11 protein-coding genes are annotated in these 16,167 nt (G+C 63.0%); 7 read left to right on the top strand and 4 right to left on the bottom strand.

Annotation, left to right across the window (positions count from 1 at the left end):
• Window positions 1–65: 65 nt before the first annotated feature.
• Together G9U53_RS06165 and G9U53_RS06160 are read right to left on the bottom strand one after the other, a co-directional pair.
• On the bottom strand, window positions 66–3,455 hold the full coding sequence (locus G9U53_RS06165; protein WP_165638466.1) for a BTAD domain-containing putative transcriptional regulator: 3,390 nt from the start codon (window positions 3,453–3,455) through the stop codon (window positions 66–68).
• A gap of 76 nt (window positions 3,456–3,531) precedes the next feature.
• Window positions 3,532–4,977 carry an MFS transporter gene (locus tag G9U53_RS06160; RefSeq protein ID WP_058226808.1) on the bottom strand — a complete coding sequence of 482 codons (1,446 nt, stop codon included), beginning with the start codon at window positions 4,975–4,977 and terminating at the stop codon, window positions 3,532–3,534.
• Window positions 4,978–5,150: 173 nt separating this feature from the next.
• Between G9U53_RS06160 and G9U53_RS06155 the strand changes: the two genes are divergently transcribed.
• The 4 genes from G9U53_RS06155 (at window position 5,151) to G9U53_RS06140 (ending at window position 9,853) form a co-directional block, all read left to right on the top strand.
• Window positions 5,151–5,810 (top strand): response regulator, encoded by a 660-nt coding sequence (locus G9U53_RS06155; RefSeq protein ID WP_058226809.1) that lies wholly within the window; start codon window positions 5,151–5,153, stop codon window positions 5,808–5,810.
• Window positions 5,807–7,501, top strand: coding sequence for a hypothetical protein (locus G9U53_RS06150; RefSeq protein WP_058226810.1), 1,695 nt, complete (start codon window positions 5,807–5,809; stop codon window positions 7,499–7,501). The genes G9U53_RS06155 and G9U53_RS06150 overlap by 4 nt, the downstream gene beginning before the upstream one ends.
• Before the next feature lie 74 nt (window positions 7,502–7,575).
• Window positions 7,576–8,253: a GAP family protein gene (locus G9U53_RS06145; RefSeq protein WP_030536201.1), complete on the top strand. Its 678-nt coding sequence runs from the start codon at window positions 7,576–7,578 to the stop codon at window positions 8,251–8,253.
• A 25-nt stretch (window positions 8,254–8,278) separates the two neighbouring features.
• Window positions 8,279–9,853, top strand: a complete 1,575-nt coding sequence (locus tag G9U53_RS06140) for a carboxylesterase/lipase family protein (RefSeq protein ID WP_030536200.1) — start codon at window positions 8,279–8,281, stop codon at window positions 9,851–9,853.
• A gap of 4 nt (window positions 9,854–9,857) precedes the next feature.
• On the opposite strand, the gene G9U53_RS06135 is transcribed toward G9U53_RS06140, so the two are convergent.
• Window positions 9,858–11,816, bottom strand: coding sequence for a BTAD domain-containing putative transcriptional regulator (locus G9U53_RS06135; RefSeq protein ID WP_165638465.1), 1,959 nt, complete (start codon window positions 11,814–11,816; stop codon window positions 9,858–9,860).
• A 98-nt stretch (window positions 11,817–11,914) separates the two neighbouring features.
• Between G9U53_RS06135 and G9U53_RS06130 the strand changes: the two genes are divergently transcribed.
• Together G9U53_RS06130 and G9U53_RS06125 are read left to right on the top strand one after the other, a co-directional pair.
• Window positions 11,915–12,793, top strand: a complete 879-nt coding sequence (locus tag G9U53_RS06130) for an alpha/beta hydrolase (RefSeq protein WP_165638464.1) — start codon at window positions 11,915–11,917, stop codon at window positions 12,791–12,793.
• Between the two features lie 71 nt (window positions 12,794–12,864).
• Complete coding sequence (locus G9U53_RS06125; RefSeq protein ID WP_042922885.1) at window positions 12,865–13,350, top strand: hypothetical protein; 486 nt, start codon at window positions 12,865–12,867, stop codon at window positions 13,348–13,350.
• Window positions 13,351–13,383: 33 nt separating this feature from the next.
• Here the strand turns inward: G9U53_RS06125 and G9U53_RS06120 are convergent, their stop codons facing one another.
• Complete coding sequence (locus tag G9U53_RS06120) at window positions 13,384–14,361, bottom strand: ABC transporter substrate-binding protein (RefSeq protein WP_003942949.1); 978 nt, start codon at window positions 14,359–14,361, stop codon at window positions 13,384–13,386.
• Window positions 14,362–14,605: 244 nt separating this feature from the next.
• Between G9U53_RS06120 and G9U53_RS06115 the strand changes: the two genes are divergently transcribed.
• Window positions 14,606–16,159: an MBL fold metallo-hydrolase gene (locus G9U53_RS06115; protein WP_165638463.1), complete on the top strand. Its 1,554-nt coding sequence runs from the start codon at window positions 14,606–14,608 to the stop codon at window positions 16,157–16,159.
• Window positions 16,160–16,167: the final 8 nt, after the last annotated feature.

Genomic DNA, 16,167 nt, shown 5'->3' with positions numbered 1-16,167 from the left:
GGTTCTTGACGTATGTATCCCGAGCGGATCCAAGTTTTATCCAAGCGCATTCTCGCAGTTCAGGGTCATGTCGATCGCGCTCGTTCAGCTACGCCCCGCATGCCGAGTGTCTCCGATTCGGCCGCCACTTCCGTCAGCTCCCGTTCACGTTCGGCGGACGGCTCTCGGAGCTGCGCCCGAAGCAGTCGACAGCGCAGCAGTGTTGGTGCTCCGCCGGAGCCAGTTGCGATCTTCTCGGCCTGATCCAGGAGAGTCGATGCCTGCTCGACGTGACCGAGAAGCGCGTGCAGACGCGCGGAGGCTTCGGCGACCGAGCCCAGTTCACCGACATGGCCCACCGTTGCGATGCAGCCGGTGTGTGGCGAGAGTAGGTCGATGAACGTGTCGGCGTATTCGACCAGTTCCAGATCTGCCACGACGCGTGCAAGTAGTGTCTGGTGTCCCAATGTCGTCCACGTCTGTGGCCCGCGATTGATCAGCCACTTCTTGATGCCTTCGGAAGTGGCGTCGCGCTCGCCTCGGGCGGCGTCGATGGCGATGGTCCACGAATCAGGTTCCACGACACCGGGATCAGATTCTGCCAACGCACCTCGCTCCCATTCCAGAGTGTTGAACGCCAGATCTGCGCTGCCAGCCGTGTACAACTCCGTTTGCAGATGGATCTGCCTGGCCGTCTCGTACTGCCGGCGGGCTTGCGCGAAGTCTCCGTACCATTCGGCGAGAGTTGCTTCCATCCAGCGTAATTGGACCCGAACCACCGGGAGTCTCAGTAGCTCGCAGCCGATGATCCCCTGCCTGACGTGTTTGACGGCGGCATCGACATTGGCCAGATTCATCTCCGTCATGCTCGCGACGGCGTGTGCGACGACGCTGTCGACACGCGATTGTTGGTGCGGCAGTTCGAAAAGCTCGCGCAGTAGGCGCATGGACTCCGCGCTGTGCACCGCGACTCCGGAGAAAAGCAGAATCCGTCCGAGCAGCGCGTCCGCGATCACATCCGGATCGTCGAGTTCGCGGGCGATGTCGAGAGCACGGGCGCTCCATCGATTCGGGATCTCGGCTTCGGGGTGGTAGCAACTTCCCACCGCCAGCGCAGCAAGAACCCGTGCGTGAGCTGACCTGTCGTTCTCGACCAAGGGCTCGACCGCCGCGAGCCGTTCGAGCAGTGGTCCCGGATCGGTACCGTAGGAAACCCACGGCCACGCACCGGCGGCCCGAAGTAATGCGCCTGCCAGTCGTCCGACGGCGGAGGTTCGCCCCTCCCGAACAGCCTCGAGGAGACCGGCATTGACGACGTCGAGAACTGTCTGCCCTCGACCTGCGCGGGCGAGGGCCTCGACTCTGGCCACCAGCAGGTCGTCCCGATCGTCAGCGGATTGCTGGGACACGGGAAGTAAGTCGAACGCGCGGACAGCTGCCTCCCACCACTCGGCCGCGGTCTCCGAACTCCACCGATCGGTCGCATCCTGAGCTGCAGCCGTGCATGCCTCCAGAACGACGAGTGGATCGACCAGGGGAAGTGCCGACATCAGATGTTGCGCGCGGCGGCTCAGCCGGTCCGGATCGGAGGAATTTTCGAGCACTTCGGCAACTCGGGCATGTATCCGCTGGCGACGAAGCGTGGGTATCGCTTCGAGGACTTCGTCTCGGAGAAGGCCGTGAGCAAAGACGTAACCGCCGTTTGCCGAGTCCGCGACGATGATTCGTTCATCAGCAGCCGCGTCGAGATGGTCGGCGAGAGTGTCGACATCGAGACGGGTGGCTGCGGCCAGTGTGTACACCTCGATGGCGTCGCTGATAACTGCGGCAACCCGAAGAGCGTGCAACACTGCCGGTTCCACTGCGGCAAGCCGTCGACCGAGGACAGATCGAACGGCGACGGGGATGCCGTCGCCCAGTCGCTCGTTCCGGGGAAGCCTGGCGTACTCCGAGACGAACAGCGGGTTGCCGCCGGTTCGTTCCGCCAGGGTTCGCGCCTCCGCGTCGTCGAGCGTGTCCCCGGAGACGCACCTTGCGAGTGTTGCAACCTCGCCCTGCGCGAGCGCCGGCACAATCATGGTTCGGTTTCCTTCGCCGTGGAGTACGGCTTCTTCGAACTTGCGCACTGCCGACCCGACTTCCGAGTCTCGGAGCGTCGACACGAACCAGACTCTGGCACTGGTCATTGCGCCGACCAGGTAGGTCAGGCAACGAAGGGACGTGGGATCGGCCCATTGAATGTCGTCGATGACGACGGTCAACAGTGCATCTTTCGCCGCAGCTTCGATGGTGGTGCGAACCCGTTCGTAGACGGCAAATCTCGCTTCGTCCGGATCGATGTCCGTCGGCGGCGTCAGTACGAAATCGGCGTCGGCTCCGAGTTCCCGAACCAGTCGGCGGATCGGCCACCACGGCGGCGTTCCGTCGTCCTCCGGGCAACGTGCCCAGACGGTGGCTCCTCGAATGGACGTTGTTCTCGACGAACACTCCTCGGCGAATCGTGTCTTGCCGATGCCGGCGGGGCCGGTCAAGATCAACCAGCGAGGTGAGCCACGGCGAACGTCGTCGAGCATCTTGTCGGCGACAATCGTCTGAGCGTCGCGCCCGACGAACAAGCGTGAGGAATCCGTCTCGGGCATCGCTGCTACGGCTGGGGGAGAAGCCGGGACCGACACTTGTTCGGCCCCCGTCCATCCCGGAGTGCGCGGCCAGGCGGCCAGGCCGGGTTCGTGGCGCAGGATCGCGCCTTGCAATGCTGTCAGCTCCCCGCCGGGCTCCAGTCCCAGCTCGGCGTCGAGCCGAGACGCGTGTAATCGAAACTGTTCCAAGGCTTCCGGTGACCTGCCCGCCCGATGCAGGGCAACCATTCGCAGCCAGCAGGTCCGGTCGCGGAACGGGTACTCGCTACAGAGTTGAGCAGCTTCGACCAGCGCGGGTGCCAGGCGCCCGAGAGCCAGAAGCGCCGTTATCCGGGTCTCCCGGCACTCGGTCCGCACTTCCTCGAAGGCTGCGGCTTCCACCTCCACCCAGTGCGCGTCGTTCAGGTCGTCCAGAAGCTGCCCCCGGACCGAGGCGAGGGCACGGTCAGCGGTCGTCAAAGCCTCCTGCCACCGTTCGTTCTCAGCGTGTTGTCGCGCCGTTTCGGCGTCGTCGAGAAACACCGACAGATCGACGTCTGCCGGAGCGACCTCGAGGACATAGCCAGGCGATTGACGCACTATCGGTGACGCCGTACCGGTTTCGACGCGTAGCGCTCGGCGCAGGTTGGAGATATACGCCTGGATGCTTGCCATCGCACTCGCCGGTGCGTCGTCGTGCCAGAGAGCATCGATCAGCCGGTCGGTGGAGACGACGCGACCACGGTTGAGCAGTAGAACGGCAAGGACCGTTCGTTGTTTTCGAGGGCCCAGATCGATCACGTCGCTCGTCGCCGGACCCCGTGCGACCTCCAACGGCCCGAGCAGTCGATAGATCATCCGTTTCCCCTCGTACCTGCGGACGCAGGACGGTTCGATTCTAAGGAGCGAAATTCATACATGCAGGACAAAACGGTCAACTAGTTCTCGTCAACATCTGCTCGGATTCCTCGGAGAGAGTCTGGTTGACGCTGGTAGTGCGCAGCGTCGCCGCACAGACCAACGCACCGAGAGCTGCGATGAAGGCTGCGACAAACAGTGCCAACCGAAGTCCACCGACAAAGTCGTCCGGTGGTCCGCCGGGCAGCATCGACTGCGCCGGAAGGAAGGCGCCGAGCACGGCAACCCCGACTGCGATGCCGGTCTGCCGGAACGCGTCGTTGATCCCTGCGGCCAATCCGGAATGGTTCGAAGTGCTTTCGCCCAGAACCAACCCACTCATGACGGGGTTGAACACCCCGGCCCCCACGCACGCGACAACAAATCCGGGAAGTATCGCGTACGGCGAACTGGTCACGTCGACGACGGTCATCATGACCAGCCCCACCGAGACGAGTAGAAGCGAGCACGTCAACGAGACCGAGACGGGGATGCGCCCGTCCAATTTCGCGGTGGTTCCCGCGACGACGAACATCGCTATCGTCGCCGGTAGATACACCAGGCCGGCGTCCACGGGAGACAGATGCAGCACGTTCTGCAGGTAGATGGTCGTGTAGACGAACACCGCGAACAGGGAGGCGGAGATCGAGAACGCTGCGATCTGCGCTCCGGCGAAGGCCCGATTGGCGAGCAGATGCGGGGGCAGCATGGGCTCGGTGGTACGAAGCTCGTGCAGGGAGAAACCGATCATGGCGGCCGCGGCGATCACCGCGGCGATCATCGGCTGCGGCTCGAACCACCCATCCTCGTTACCGCGTAACAAACCGAACACCAGAGCTGCCAGGCCGGTGGACACCAGAATCTGCCCGGGCACGTCCGCGCCGCGAGGTCGAGGATCGCGTGACTCGGGAACCCACCGCACCGTCATCGCCAGTGTGATCAACCCGATCGGAACGTTGATCAAAAAGATTGCGCGCCAATCCAACAACTCGGTGAGCAACCCGCCCACCAGTGGGCCGACGGCAAACGCGCCCCCGATCGTGGCGCCGTATGCAGCCAGAGCAGTCGCGCGCTGGGGACCCTTCTCGAACACGTCCGCCAGCAAGGCAAGTGAGCAGGCGAAGAGTACGGCACCGCCGATACCCTGAGCGGCCCGCGCGAGGTCGAGCACCCAGATGTTCGGCGCCAGAGCGCAGAACAGAGATGCCGTGGTGAACCACAGAATGCCGATGACGAAAACATGGCGTCGACCCCGTCGGTCTGCCCACGATCCGGCGCTGAGAACCACCGTCGCCAATGCCAGCGTGTACGCGTCGATCACCCATTGCAGGGCGCTGACTCCGGTATCGAGATCGGATGCGATCGACGGCAGGGCGGTGTTGACGACGGCGATGTCGAGCATGAGCATTGCGGTGCTCACGCATACTGCCAGCAAAGTGGCTCGTCGTACTGCGGTGTTCTTCGGGGTGATCGGTGCGGTCATGGCCCGTCCTGATGGTCGAAGGGGTGTGTACTCGGAACACCCTGCGCTCCGACGCTTGGGACATATCGGGCGAAATGCTTGGAACCCGCATGGTTGATAACTGCCGTGTTACTCGGAATCCGTCACCACCTGCTCGGTCGAATACGCACTCTCCCAACGGTTAATCTCTGGTCATGGAGACCAGCCAGTGGGTGCGACGGGTGTTGGTGGTGGAAGACCAACCACTGATGCGTGCGCTCGTCGGTGACACGCTCACACACGCCGGGTTCGTGGTCCGTACGGCCGGATCGGCGGTCGAAGCGCTCACGGAGTTCGACGGATTCGATCCTGACCTCTTGGTCACGGACATCGACCTTGGCGTGCGGCCGAACGGCGTCGATCTCGCGAACATCGTCACCGTGAAGGCTCCGCATTGCGCGATCGTGTTCCTGACGAACTACCCCAACGCATCGACAGCGCCAGGTTCTGCGGGTGTGCCGCCGAAATCGCTGTTCGTGGACAAGGCGGCTGTCCAGTCGGCGGATCAGTTGATCGGCGTAGTGGAGGCCGCGTTGACGGAAACCGAGCCACCGGCGCTCGGGAGTGATCCGGACTCCGCCTTGTCGAGCCTCACCAGATCACAGCTCGATCTTCTGCGTTACATCTCGCTCGGGTGGTCGAACAGCGCAATCGCAGCGCATCGTGGGTCCTCGATCCGAGGTGTGGAGAAGCTCATCGCGCGCACTCTCGAGAGCCTGGGATTGACGCACGATTCGTCCACCAATCCGCGAGTGCTTGCTGCGAGTATCTTCATCCGCCATTTCGGTGTGCCCGAAGTGACCGACTCGGTGTGAACCCGCGCGAGTGGTGGCTTCGACTCGGTGATCGGAACATCGTCACCAAGTGGTCCTGGATTCTGACGCTGCCGTTCGCGGTGACCGTGATGGCCAACTACTACCTGTGTACCGGGGTGCGCGAAGTAGGCGTGATGGCAGTCGGCGCCTTCGCGACCCACTGCGTCGTCGGGCTGATGCTGCTGATGGCGAGGGCTGTTCTTGCAGCACACCGATCGCAGCTCGCAGCCCTGGCCCTGTTCGCAGTGATCGGCGCGATCCGCCCGTTCGTCCTCGACGCGATCACCCGCTCGCTCGAACTCCCCGTCGACCCCAGACCGATGCTCGTCCGGGTGGCACTCAACGTCGTGTGCAGCGTTGTCTTCTTGTCGTTGACCGCCGTACTGGTAAGCGCTCTCCGCGACCGCCTCGCGCTGCAACGGAGTTTGAAGGTTGCCGGGGCCGCCGTCCAACTCCAACAGACCCGGGATCGATTCCGCCTCGGCCAAACCCGTGCGCAGTGTCGGCGAGAGCTCGAGCGCAGTATCGAGACGGTCATGCACGCGGTTGCTGAAACGGAACTCGAGGGAGTGCGAGGAGCAGCTCTCTTGAAGCGAATCTCCGACGACGTGGTTCGCCCGATGAGTCATCGACTGTTCCGGGAGATTCCCCCGATCGAATCACCGACGCCGACTGTGCGGCTGACGGCGAGAGATCGACTGATCGGCGTCGTACGCAGCGTTGAACCGGCGCCACTGTACGTACCAGTGTTCGCGTACACGGCACTGGTGACCGTCTACCTGCTCACGACTTACGGCGTGACGTTCACGGCGGTCCAGCTCGGCGTCGGTTTCTGGCTCTTCGTCGGTGGCAATGCGTGCGCTCGCCGAGTTGTCAGCAGCGGAGACGGCCCTCTGAGACGGATCGCGACTCTTTCTGCGGTGTACTGCTCGAGTGCGCTGATCAGCAGTACCGCGACGTGGCTGCTCCTGACGGTGTTCGGCCGTACCCCGACTTTCTATCTCTCGTCGATGGCCGTCTACCCGTTGGTTGCGCTGTCCGTCTGCCTGATCAGGGCTGCGGATACGCAGCGTCAGGACGAGGAGCGTCAACTCCGCAGTGCCCTGAGCCGGCAAGCGCTCGATGCAGCTCGTATCCATGCCGAGCTCATGCACACCCGACGTGGACTGGCCAGGTTGTTGCACTCGTCGGTGCAGGGCGAACTCGTAGCGGCCGCATGGTCTTCGGGCGCCGTTGCCGGTCGCCCGGTCGATGTTGCGGCAACCATTGCCCACATTCTCGACGGCTTGGAAAGCGACCTGTCTGCGTCATCCGATCAGCCGGCTGACTCCGATGCCCGAAAGCGTATCGATGATCTTGTCACGGTGTGGCGCTACGCAATTCCGGTCGTCAGTCACGTCGACGACGAAGTCTGGGCGGTGATCGGTTCCGGCTCCGCTCGGCTCGACAGCGTGGTGGAGATCCTGTCGGAGGGACTGACCAACGCCGTGAAACACGGTGCAGGAGGGCCCGTCTTCCTCGAGGTGACACTCGCCGATGCTCGGGCGGTAGTAGTGCGGATCAGTTCGCCGGGTCGGATGCCGGTGGCACGGGACTCAGGGATCGGGCTTGAATCGCTCGCCGGTACGGTAACGTCCCTCGAACTTGTCGAAGAGGAAGACCGGGTGGTCCTCACAGCCGTGCTTCTGTGACACCGTGAGTGGCGATGTCGTGGAGGCCGAACGTTTCGCCAATGGCCGGATTGGCCGCTTGTACGGTCGCAGAAATGGAATCGATTACTGCGCAGCTCATCCCACTCGCCACCGGCGTCGTCATCAGCCCGATTCCTCTGGTTGCGATCATCGCGATCCTGCTGTCCACTCGGGCGAAGGCAAATGCATTCGCGTACACCGCGAGCATCGTGCTGGCCGCGACAGCGATCACAGCAGCGACGGCACTCTCGACCACCGAAGTGGAATCGAAGTCCAGCGGCAGCGCGCATACCGTCCAGACGGTGTTCGCCGTCGTGTTCACTGTCGGTTTTCTGGCGCTCGCGTACTCGAGTTGGCGTGGCCGTCCGAAAGACGATGCCGAGCCGGCGATGCCGTCGTGGCTGGCACAGATCGACTCGATGCAACCGGCCAAAGCTGCGGTTCTGGGACTGTTGTTGACCGTACCCAACGCGAAGAACCTGCCGCTCGAACTCAAGGCAGGTTCGATCATCGGTGGCGGGCACCTCGGCTGGGTATCAGTGGTCGCGTACTCCGTTCTGTTCGCGGTAGCGGCGTCCATCGCTTTGATCGTGCTGTCAGCATTGGCTGCCGTGCCCTCGGCGAAGGTGACCGATGCACTGAGCGCCACCAAAAGCACTCTGATCCGCCACAATGCAGCAATCATGACCGTTTTGTTCCTGATGCTGGCAGCATTGGAACTCTCGCACGTTGTCGAAGCCCTGTCGAAGTAGCAACTTGTTTTCGAGGAGAAATCGAATGACGATCACACCCAGCGAAGCGCCGGTAGTCGAGACAACGTACGGGCCGGTTCGAGGATCGACGGAAGGCTCGGTGTCGAGTTGGAAGGGGATTCGTTACGCGGCACCTCCGGTCGGTCCGCTGCGATTTCGCGCGCCGGTTCCGCCGAAGCCATGGACCGAGGTCCAGGACGCAACAGAATTCGGGCCGTGTGAGCCGCAAAGTCGACTCGCGATGATCCCGCTCGGTGAGAACGTTCCGATGGACGAAGACTGCCTGTTCCTCAACGTGTGGGCACCGGGCCCCGTCGGTTCTGATGCGCCGGGTAAACCGGTGATGGTCTGGATTCACGGCGGAGCGTATTTCCGCGGAGCGTCCAGCCAACCACTTTTCGACGCAACCACATTGGCTGAGAACGGCGACGTTGTCGTCGTCTCGATCAACTACCGCATCGGTGTGTTCGGCTTCGTCGATTTCTCGTCCTTCAATTCGAGTGAACATACCTTCGAGCCCAATGTCGCTCTCCGCGACATGATTGCAGCGCTGCAATGGGTTCAAGGCAACATCGCGGCTTTCGGTGGCGATCCCGACAAAGTGACGTTGTTCGGCGAGTCGGCAGGTGGCGGCGCGGTGACGACGCTGATGACCGTCCCGTCCGCTCGCGGCCTGTTTCATCGCGCTATTGCCGAAAGTTCGCCCGCCACTTCGGTGTACGGTAGTGAACGTGGTGAGATCGTCGCGAAGCTGTTTCTCGAGATCTTCAGCGGCGGAAGCGATCTGGGTCTGTTGCGGTCCACGTCTGCCGAAGACTTGATCGGGCCGTCAGACGAACTGTTTGCTCGCGTCCCCCAGGAGACGCCTGGCACTTTGGCGTTCGCGCCGATCGTCGACGGTGATCTGCTCCCTGACTACCCGGTGCGCGCGTTCCGTCACGGCAATGCACACCCGATTCCGCTGATCATCGGAACCAACAAGGACGAATCTTCGCTCTTCCGGATGATGAAGTCGCCGTTGATGCCGATCGATCCCGTCGTGATCACGTCGATGTTCGCGGAGATCGCCGACGAGCATCCAGGACTCGAGCTACCGGATCATTCTCAAATCGAAGGCGCGTATTCGGGACTGTCCAAGCTGGGCGCCGGTCTCGGTTTGACCCGTGATTTCGGATTCCGGCTGCCTACGTTGTGGATCGCCGAGGCGCACAGCAAGGTTGCGCCGACGTGGTTGTATCGCTTCGACTACGCGCCGCCGATGCTCAAGGCGCTGAAGATCGGTGCGACCCACGGCACCGAACTTGCCTACGTCTTCGGCAACATCAACCACGGGGCACGAGACATTACCTACAAGTTGGGTGGCTTGAGCGCGGCGCGTCATGTCTCTGAGCGCATGCAGGCGAGGTGGTTGGACTTTGCCAGAGCTGCAGGCGATTACGACGCCGGGGACGATCGCGAACTGGGTGCGGACCCGGGGTGGCCCACTTACGACACCGACACACGCTCGACACTGTTGATCGACAAACGCGATGCCGTCGTCGCTGATCTCGACCGCGAGATCCGGGAGGCGTGGGGTGAGACGGTGATTGCATTCACCTGACGGTTCAGCCCTGCTCCAATTCGGCCAGGTAGTGCGAGACGGGTCCCACGGTGAGCATTCCGCTTCCGGCGCCGGCTATTTCGGCGGCGGCAGGTAGGAGCGCCGCTCGCGCACGCTCCTTGACTCGACGGTCGCCGACTGCAGTCGCCGCTGCGGCAGTCAAGCACCACAGTGCCTCGGAGAGTAGGTCTTCGGGCGGGTCCGGCAATGCCTCGACGGCCTTCGCTGCTTCGTTCGTCTGCCCCTGTGCGATGAGCAGGTGTGGCCGGGCCCAGGGTTCGTACGGGCCCCACTGCGTGGTCGGGTCGAAAATCGCCGGCAGTCCCCACCATACGCGGAGGGCGAGAATTGCGAGAGGGAGTATGCCGTCCGCGAGACCCGGCATGCCGGCATCGGAAAGATTGACCGCCGCAGCTTCGTACAGCTTCTCGCAGTGCGCGGCCGCCGCGCCGGCAGCGGCAGTACGCATAGCGCGAAACCAGGTGGTGAACACCGCTGCCAACGGGCGTTCGTGACGTCCGGCCAATCGATCAACCGTCTCGGAATGTAGCTCGGCTGCATCGAATTGCCCAAGGGCGCTGAGGGCTTGCATGCGGATCAGATGGCCGAGGATCTCGAAGGTAGCCAGGCCGTGTCGAATGGCGAGGTCGACCAGTTCACGGCCGATGTCGTCGCGCTCGGAGGCCAGACCGTTAGTCCAGAACGTCTGCATGAACAATCCGTTCAGAGCGAAGGCCAGGAGCCCTGGATCGTCGAGAGCGCGACCGATCTGTACTGCGGCACGGGCACATTCGAGACCGTGATGACCGGGCAGTCCGCGCGATTCGAGTGCGATTGTCGCCAACAGTCTCGCCCGAGCGGGTTCGTTGCCGGCCGGAAGTCGATCGAGAGTGCGCTGAGCGGCCTCGACGATCTGCGTAGCCTGCCGAGGATCGTCGGATCGCGTCCAGATCCCGGGCACGTCGTAATTGCCGATGATCCGCGCGGTGAGTTCGACGTCGTCCAATTGTTCAGCGGCGCCGATGATTGTCAGTCGTTGGTTTCGGGCAGTCTCGAGTCCGCTTCCGCCCGCAACTGCCAAACTTCGGAGGAGGCCGACGGTTGACTCCAATCTCGATTTCGATCCTGCCGCTACGGTCCGGTCGTACGCTGCCGAAACCTGACTGAAGATCTGTTCTGCCCCTACAGGATCCAGGCGGGTTTCCCGGCGGAGAATGTCGGACTCGAGGTCGTTCAGTCGTGGACCAGGGTCGATGCCCAACTCTTCGGCGAGTAACTTCCGTGCGCGACGTAGGACTGCCAGAGCATCGCCTTGACGATCGGACCGGTACAGCGCCAGAGCGAGTAGTCGCCAACCCTCCTCGCGCCAAGGGTGTTCCGTCACGTGGGCATCCAGATCGGGAATCGCTTCGGCAGCTCGCCCGAGATCGAGCTGCGCGGATGCCAAGCGTTCGACGGCAGTCAGACGCAGTTCCTCCAAGCGCGATCGCTCCGTTCGGGCCCAAGGCTCGTCGGCGAACTCCGCGTAGGCCGGCCCTCTCCACAGTTGCAGCGCGGTTCGGAGCAGTTCGAGTGATTGCGCCGGCGTCGAATCTGCGGCTTCTCGCACCAGACTTTCGAATTCCCAAGCGTCGACCGCGTCGGGTGCTGCATGAAAGGCGTAACCGGGCCCTTCGGTGACAATGACTTTCGGCTTCTTTCGCGGCGCGCGATCCGGTTCGAGCGCACGCCTCAAAGCGGAAACGAACGTACGTATTGCGCTGGTAGCGCCGGACGGAGGATCGACCCAGAGGTCGTCGACAATCACGTCCACGGGAACAACACGTCCGCGGGCGACGACGAGACGAGCGAGGACCGCTCGGTGTCGTGGACCCTTCAGATCGATCTGGTGTGAAGACTCGTTCCACGCGACCACGGGTCCGAGCACTCCGAAAGCCGGGGCTTCAAATGTGTGGTCTCGCATTTCCCCACGCTATCGCGCTCATCGAATGCTCATCGACTGCGGCGAAGCTGATTGCCATCACCCCGACCTGCCATCACCCCGACTAACGAGAGCGACCGATGACTATCACCATTCCAGGCTTCGACTACCAGCAGATTTCCACAGCAGACGGAGTGCGGCTCAACGTCGCGGTCGGCGGAAGCGGAACACCACTCGTCCTTCTGCACGGCTTCCCTCAGACTCACCTCATGTGGCGTCACGTAGCCACTGCCTTGGCGTCGGATCACACCGTCATCTGCCCGGATCTCCGCGGATACGGAGCCAGCGACAAACCGGTCGAGGAAAACCCGGACACCTACTCCAAACGAACAATGGCTGCCGACATCGTCGAGGTGGCGAGGAAATTGGGACACGAGAAGTTCGCCCTCGTCGGCCACGATCGTGGCGCACTGGTTGCCGTCAGAGCGGGGCTGGATCATCCGGATGTGATCACGCAACTCGGCTCGCTGGACGTGCTCCCCACCCTGGATATGTGGGACATCCTGCATGGATCGAATGCTGCTGTGGCGTTCCATCTCTATCTCATGGCTCAGCCACCTGGTCTTCCCGAGCAGATGATCAGCGCCAGCGCCGACGCGTTCTTCGAGTATTTTCTCGACGTGTGGACGCAGAACCGCGAAGCGATTCCGGTAGACGTGCGGGCGGAATACCTGCGCGCCTCACGGGAGGCGGTGCCGTCGATCGTTGCCGATTACCGGGCGTCGGCAGGCATCGACATCGAACACGATCAGTCCGATCGGGAGGCGGGCAACCAACTGCACATGCCCGTCACGGTCATTCAGCAGGACTGGGGCGCGATGCTCGGCTACGACGCCGAGGCCCTGTGGAAAGCATGGGCGCCCGATCTCGAGCACCGCACGCTGTCCGCAGGTCACTTCATGGCAGAAGAGGCGCCTGCCGAAGTGGTCGAGGCGATCCGGACCCTACTCGAGAGGTAGTTTTGACGCTTCTCGGCTGTCGAGGTACTGGCGAGCGCATCACGTGCGTCGCGAATGGACGAGGGGGATCGATGGGTTTCTCGCTGCACTTCATGCGGGTGACGAAGGACGTGCAACTCGATGTTGATCGGGCGGCGGTCGCCGCTTTCCTCGATCAGCACGGGCTGCGCGTGGTCGAGAGCCCGTACGGAGGCGAGATCGTCGACCGTGACGACAGGGCATTGACGATCGACGGGGCCTTCTCCGACCTTCATCTCGACTCGCTCGAGCAGAGCGATCCACTCAGTGGTGGAATCTTCCACGCGACGCTGTCGCCTGCCGAGTGCGCGTTCGTCTACGACCTCTGCGCGGCGGCTGGGTTCCTGATCGTCAACCCTCAGGGTGACCCGACGTTTCTCGTTCCCCAGCGCAATCACGAGCCCGACGACGTTTCCGAGTTGGAGGACGTCGTCTGGGTCGACAGCGCCGAGGAACTGGCGCGGGCGCTCACCGGTGGTTTCCAAGCGTTCCGCGAGTTTCGGGACCGCGTGACAGGACGAGCCGCCGGTGCCGAATGATCGGGGCCCCGTCGGGTCGACGAAGGTCGGGTTCTACCGCTTGACCCCGGCCGCCAAGTCGTCGACGAGAACCTTGGCGGTCAAGGCGTATCCCGCGGCCTTGTAGTAGTCGAAGGGAATCACTCGACCAGCCTGCGCGGCGGGCAGACGCTGCCACGTCGGCGAGGTGTACACGCTGCCGGAGGCGCTGCGATCCAAGGCGAAGATGACGTCGGCTTCTTCGAGACGGTTGAACTGCTCCGATCCGAGCATCACGCGAAGGTCGGGGCCTTCACGGAGCACCTCGAATCCCAGGTCCTCGGCGACGGCGGTGCGGAAATCGTTCTGGAACCACGCGATCTGATCCTCCGCGGCGGCGACGAAGGCAACCTTCTTGCCGGCCATCAGCGGTTCGACGGTCGGGCGGACCTGAGCTACATGGGCGTCGTACTCGGCGAGTACTTCTTCGGCGCGATCGCTGCGCCCGATGCCGGTGAGGAAGTCCGACATGACCTTCCGCCACTCCGGGGTGAAGTCCTTGCCGACGGGCAGGACCGGTGCGATCTGCTGCATCCGGTCGTTGCCGTACGACCCGGTGTCCCACCAGCCGGCGCTGAGGACGAGAAGGTCGGCGCCGAGAGTCGAGATGTATTCGAAGTTGGGATCGGAAGCACCTTCGGCGAAGATCTCGACACCCGTGGCATCCGGGACCTCACGGCGCAGGTGTTCGGCTGCGCCGGTCGGGTAGGCGGTCACCGGGTATCCGGCGAGGATCGACAATTCGAGGCCGTCCCGCGGATCGAGGGCAACGACGTTCTGTGGGTCCGTCGGAATGATCAGCTTCTCGTCGCCGCGCGTGAACTCGAAGGTCTCCGCGTTCTCGGGCGTCGAACTTTCCGTGCTGCCGCACGCGGCGAGAAACGCGGCCGCAGCGACGCCCGCGCCGACGCCGAAGAAACCGCGTCGCGTCAGGTTGTCCACGATCGCCCAGTAGTCGCGATCGGTCGTGGAGGGAGAAAGGAGTCGAGTCATGCTTGTTAGGTTAGCCTTAGGGGCTGTCTTCGGGAATGCTGAAACAGCTCCCGCGAACGCCAAGAAATACGGCGAACACGCCAGCACAGAGAGTGTTGTCCGCGTCACCGGCAGGTCTGATTCACAACCCACTTTCGACCTCTGACGTGCATGACGTCACAACCGGCCGCCTCCTCGATCGCGATTTGGCCCTGATCGCGCCGACTATGCTGAGTTGACCAGCAGTACGATTTCGGAGGTTGCAATGCAGATCACCAGCGTCGGCCACGCAGGATTTCACATCCAGACCGAGGCCGGATCCATCCTGTGTGATCCATGGGTGACCCCGACGTATTTTGCGTCCTGGGTGCCGTTCCCCGACAACACAGAGTTGGACTGGGACGCGCTGGGCAACTGCGACTACCTCTACGTCTCGCACCTGCACAAGGACCACTTCGATCCGAAGAATCTGATCGAGCACGTCAACAAGGACGCCACAGTCCTGCTCCCCGATTACCCGGTGCCGGACCTCAAGCGTGAACTCGAGAAGCTCGGCTTCCACAAGTTCTTCGAGACGGAAGACTCCGTCAAGCACACCGTCAGCGGTCCCAAGGGCGATCTCGACATCATGATCATCGCTCTGCGCGCTCCCGCGGACGGTCCGATCGGTGACTCGGGCCTCGTCGTCTCGGACGGGGAAACCACCTGTTTCAACATGAACGACGCCAGGCCCGTCGACCTGGACCCGCTGACCGACGCCTTCGGGAAGGTCGACATCCATCTGCTGCAGTACTCGGGCGCGATCTGGTACCCGATGGTCTACGACATCCCGAAGGGCACCAAGCGCAACTTCGGCAAGCAGAAGCGTCAGCGCGGCATGGACCGCTGCCGCAACTACATCTCCCAGGTCGACGCTGCCTGGGTTGTCCCGTCGGCCGGCCCGCCGGTTTTCCTCGACGACGACCTGCGTTACCTCAACGACGATCACGGCGACGAGGGAAACATCTTCCCCGACCAGATCACGTTCCTCGAGCAGATGCGCATCAACGGCAACGATCGTGGTCTGCTGATGATCCCCGGCTCGGCCGTCGAACTTCGCGGAAGCGAGAAGGTCGCGCTGACGCATCCCATCCCGGACGCAGACGTCGACAAGATCTTCTCCAACAAGGCCGAGTACATCGAGAAGATGGCGCAGAAGATGGCACCGGTCATCGCCGCGCAGAAGGCCACGTGGGCTCCGGCCGAAGGCGAGCCGCTGCTCGACGGTCTCAAGGCCAAGTTCGAGCCGATCATGGCTCAGTCCGATCTGATCTGCGACGGAATCGGCTACCCCGTCGGACTCGTGATGGGAGAGGAGACGGTCGTCCTCGACTTCCCGAAGCGGATCGTTCGTGAGCCCATCGACGGAGAAGGTAAGTACCGCTACGGCTTCCGCATCGCTCCCGAACTGGTTCGCACCGTTCTGCGCGACGACGAGCCCGACTGGGTCAACACCATCTTCCTGTCGACACGCTTCACGGCGTGGCGCATCGGTGGGTACAACGAATTCCTCTACACGTTCTTCAAGTGCCTCACCGACGAGCGCATCGCGTACGCCGACGGCTGGTTCGCCGAGGCCCACGACGACAGCGCGTCTATCGAGTTGGGCGGGTACGAGATTCAGCGTCGTTGCCCCCACCTCAAGGCTGACCTGTCGAAGTTCGGTGTTGTCGACGGCACCAACCTCACCTGCGATCTGCACGGCTGGCAGTGGGATCTCGAGACCGGCCGCTGCAAGACGTCCAAGGGCCACGAGCTGCGCACCAGCAAGCTGAGCTGAACCGAGCT

The sequence above is a fragment of the Rhodococcus sp. D-46 genome, from assembly GCF_011290655.1.
Classification (GTDB): Bacteria; Actinomycetota; Actinomycetes; order Mycobacteriales; family Mycobacteriaceae; genus Rhodococcus_F; species Rhodococcus_F qingshengii.
This window is presented reverse-complemented; position numbering and strand designations above follow the sequence as displayed.

Excerpts from the sequence above, each read along its gene's own strand:
- G9U53_RS06120 (WP_003942949.1), bottom strand. The coding sequence starts at position 14,361 with ATGACTCGACTCCTTTCTCCCTCCACGACCGATCGCGACTACTGGGCG.
- G9U53_RS06145 (WP_030536201.1), top strand. The coding sequence starts at position 7,576 with ATGGAATCGATTACTGCGCAGCTCATCCCACTCGCCACCGGCGTCGTC.
- G9U53_RS06115 (WP_165638463.1), top strand. The coding sequence starts at position 14,606 with ATGCAGATCACCAGCGTCGGCCACGCAGGATTTCACATCCAGACCGAG.
- G9U53_RS06125 (WP_042922885.1), top strand. The coding sequence starts at position 12,865 with ATGGGTTTCTCGCTGCACTTCATGCGGGTGACGAAGGACGTGCAACTC.
- G9U53_RS06140 (WP_030536200.1), top strand. The coding sequence starts at position 8,279 with ATGACGATCACACCCAGCGAAGCGCCGGTAGTCGAGACAACGTACGGG.
- G9U53_RS06165 (WP_165638466.1), bottom strand. The coding sequence starts at position 3,455 with ATGATCTATCGACTGCTCGGGCCGTTGGAGGTCGCACGGGGTCCGGCG.
- G9U53_RS06160 (WP_058226808.1), bottom strand. The coding sequence starts at position 4,977 with ATGACCGCACCGATCACCCCGAAGAACACCGCAGTACGACGAGCCACT.
- G9U53_RS06135 (WP_165638465.1), bottom strand. The coding sequence starts at position 11,816 with ATGCGAGACCACACATTTGAAGCCCCGGCTTTCGGAGTGCTCGGACCC.
- G9U53_RS06155 (WP_058226809.1), top strand. The coding sequence starts at position 5,151 with ATGGAGACCAGCCAGTGGGTGCGACGGGTGTTGGTGGTGGAAGACCAA.
- G9U53_RS06130 (WP_165638464.1), top strand. The coding sequence starts at position 11,915 with ATGACTATCACCATTCCAGGCTTCGACTACCAGCAGATTTCCACAGCA.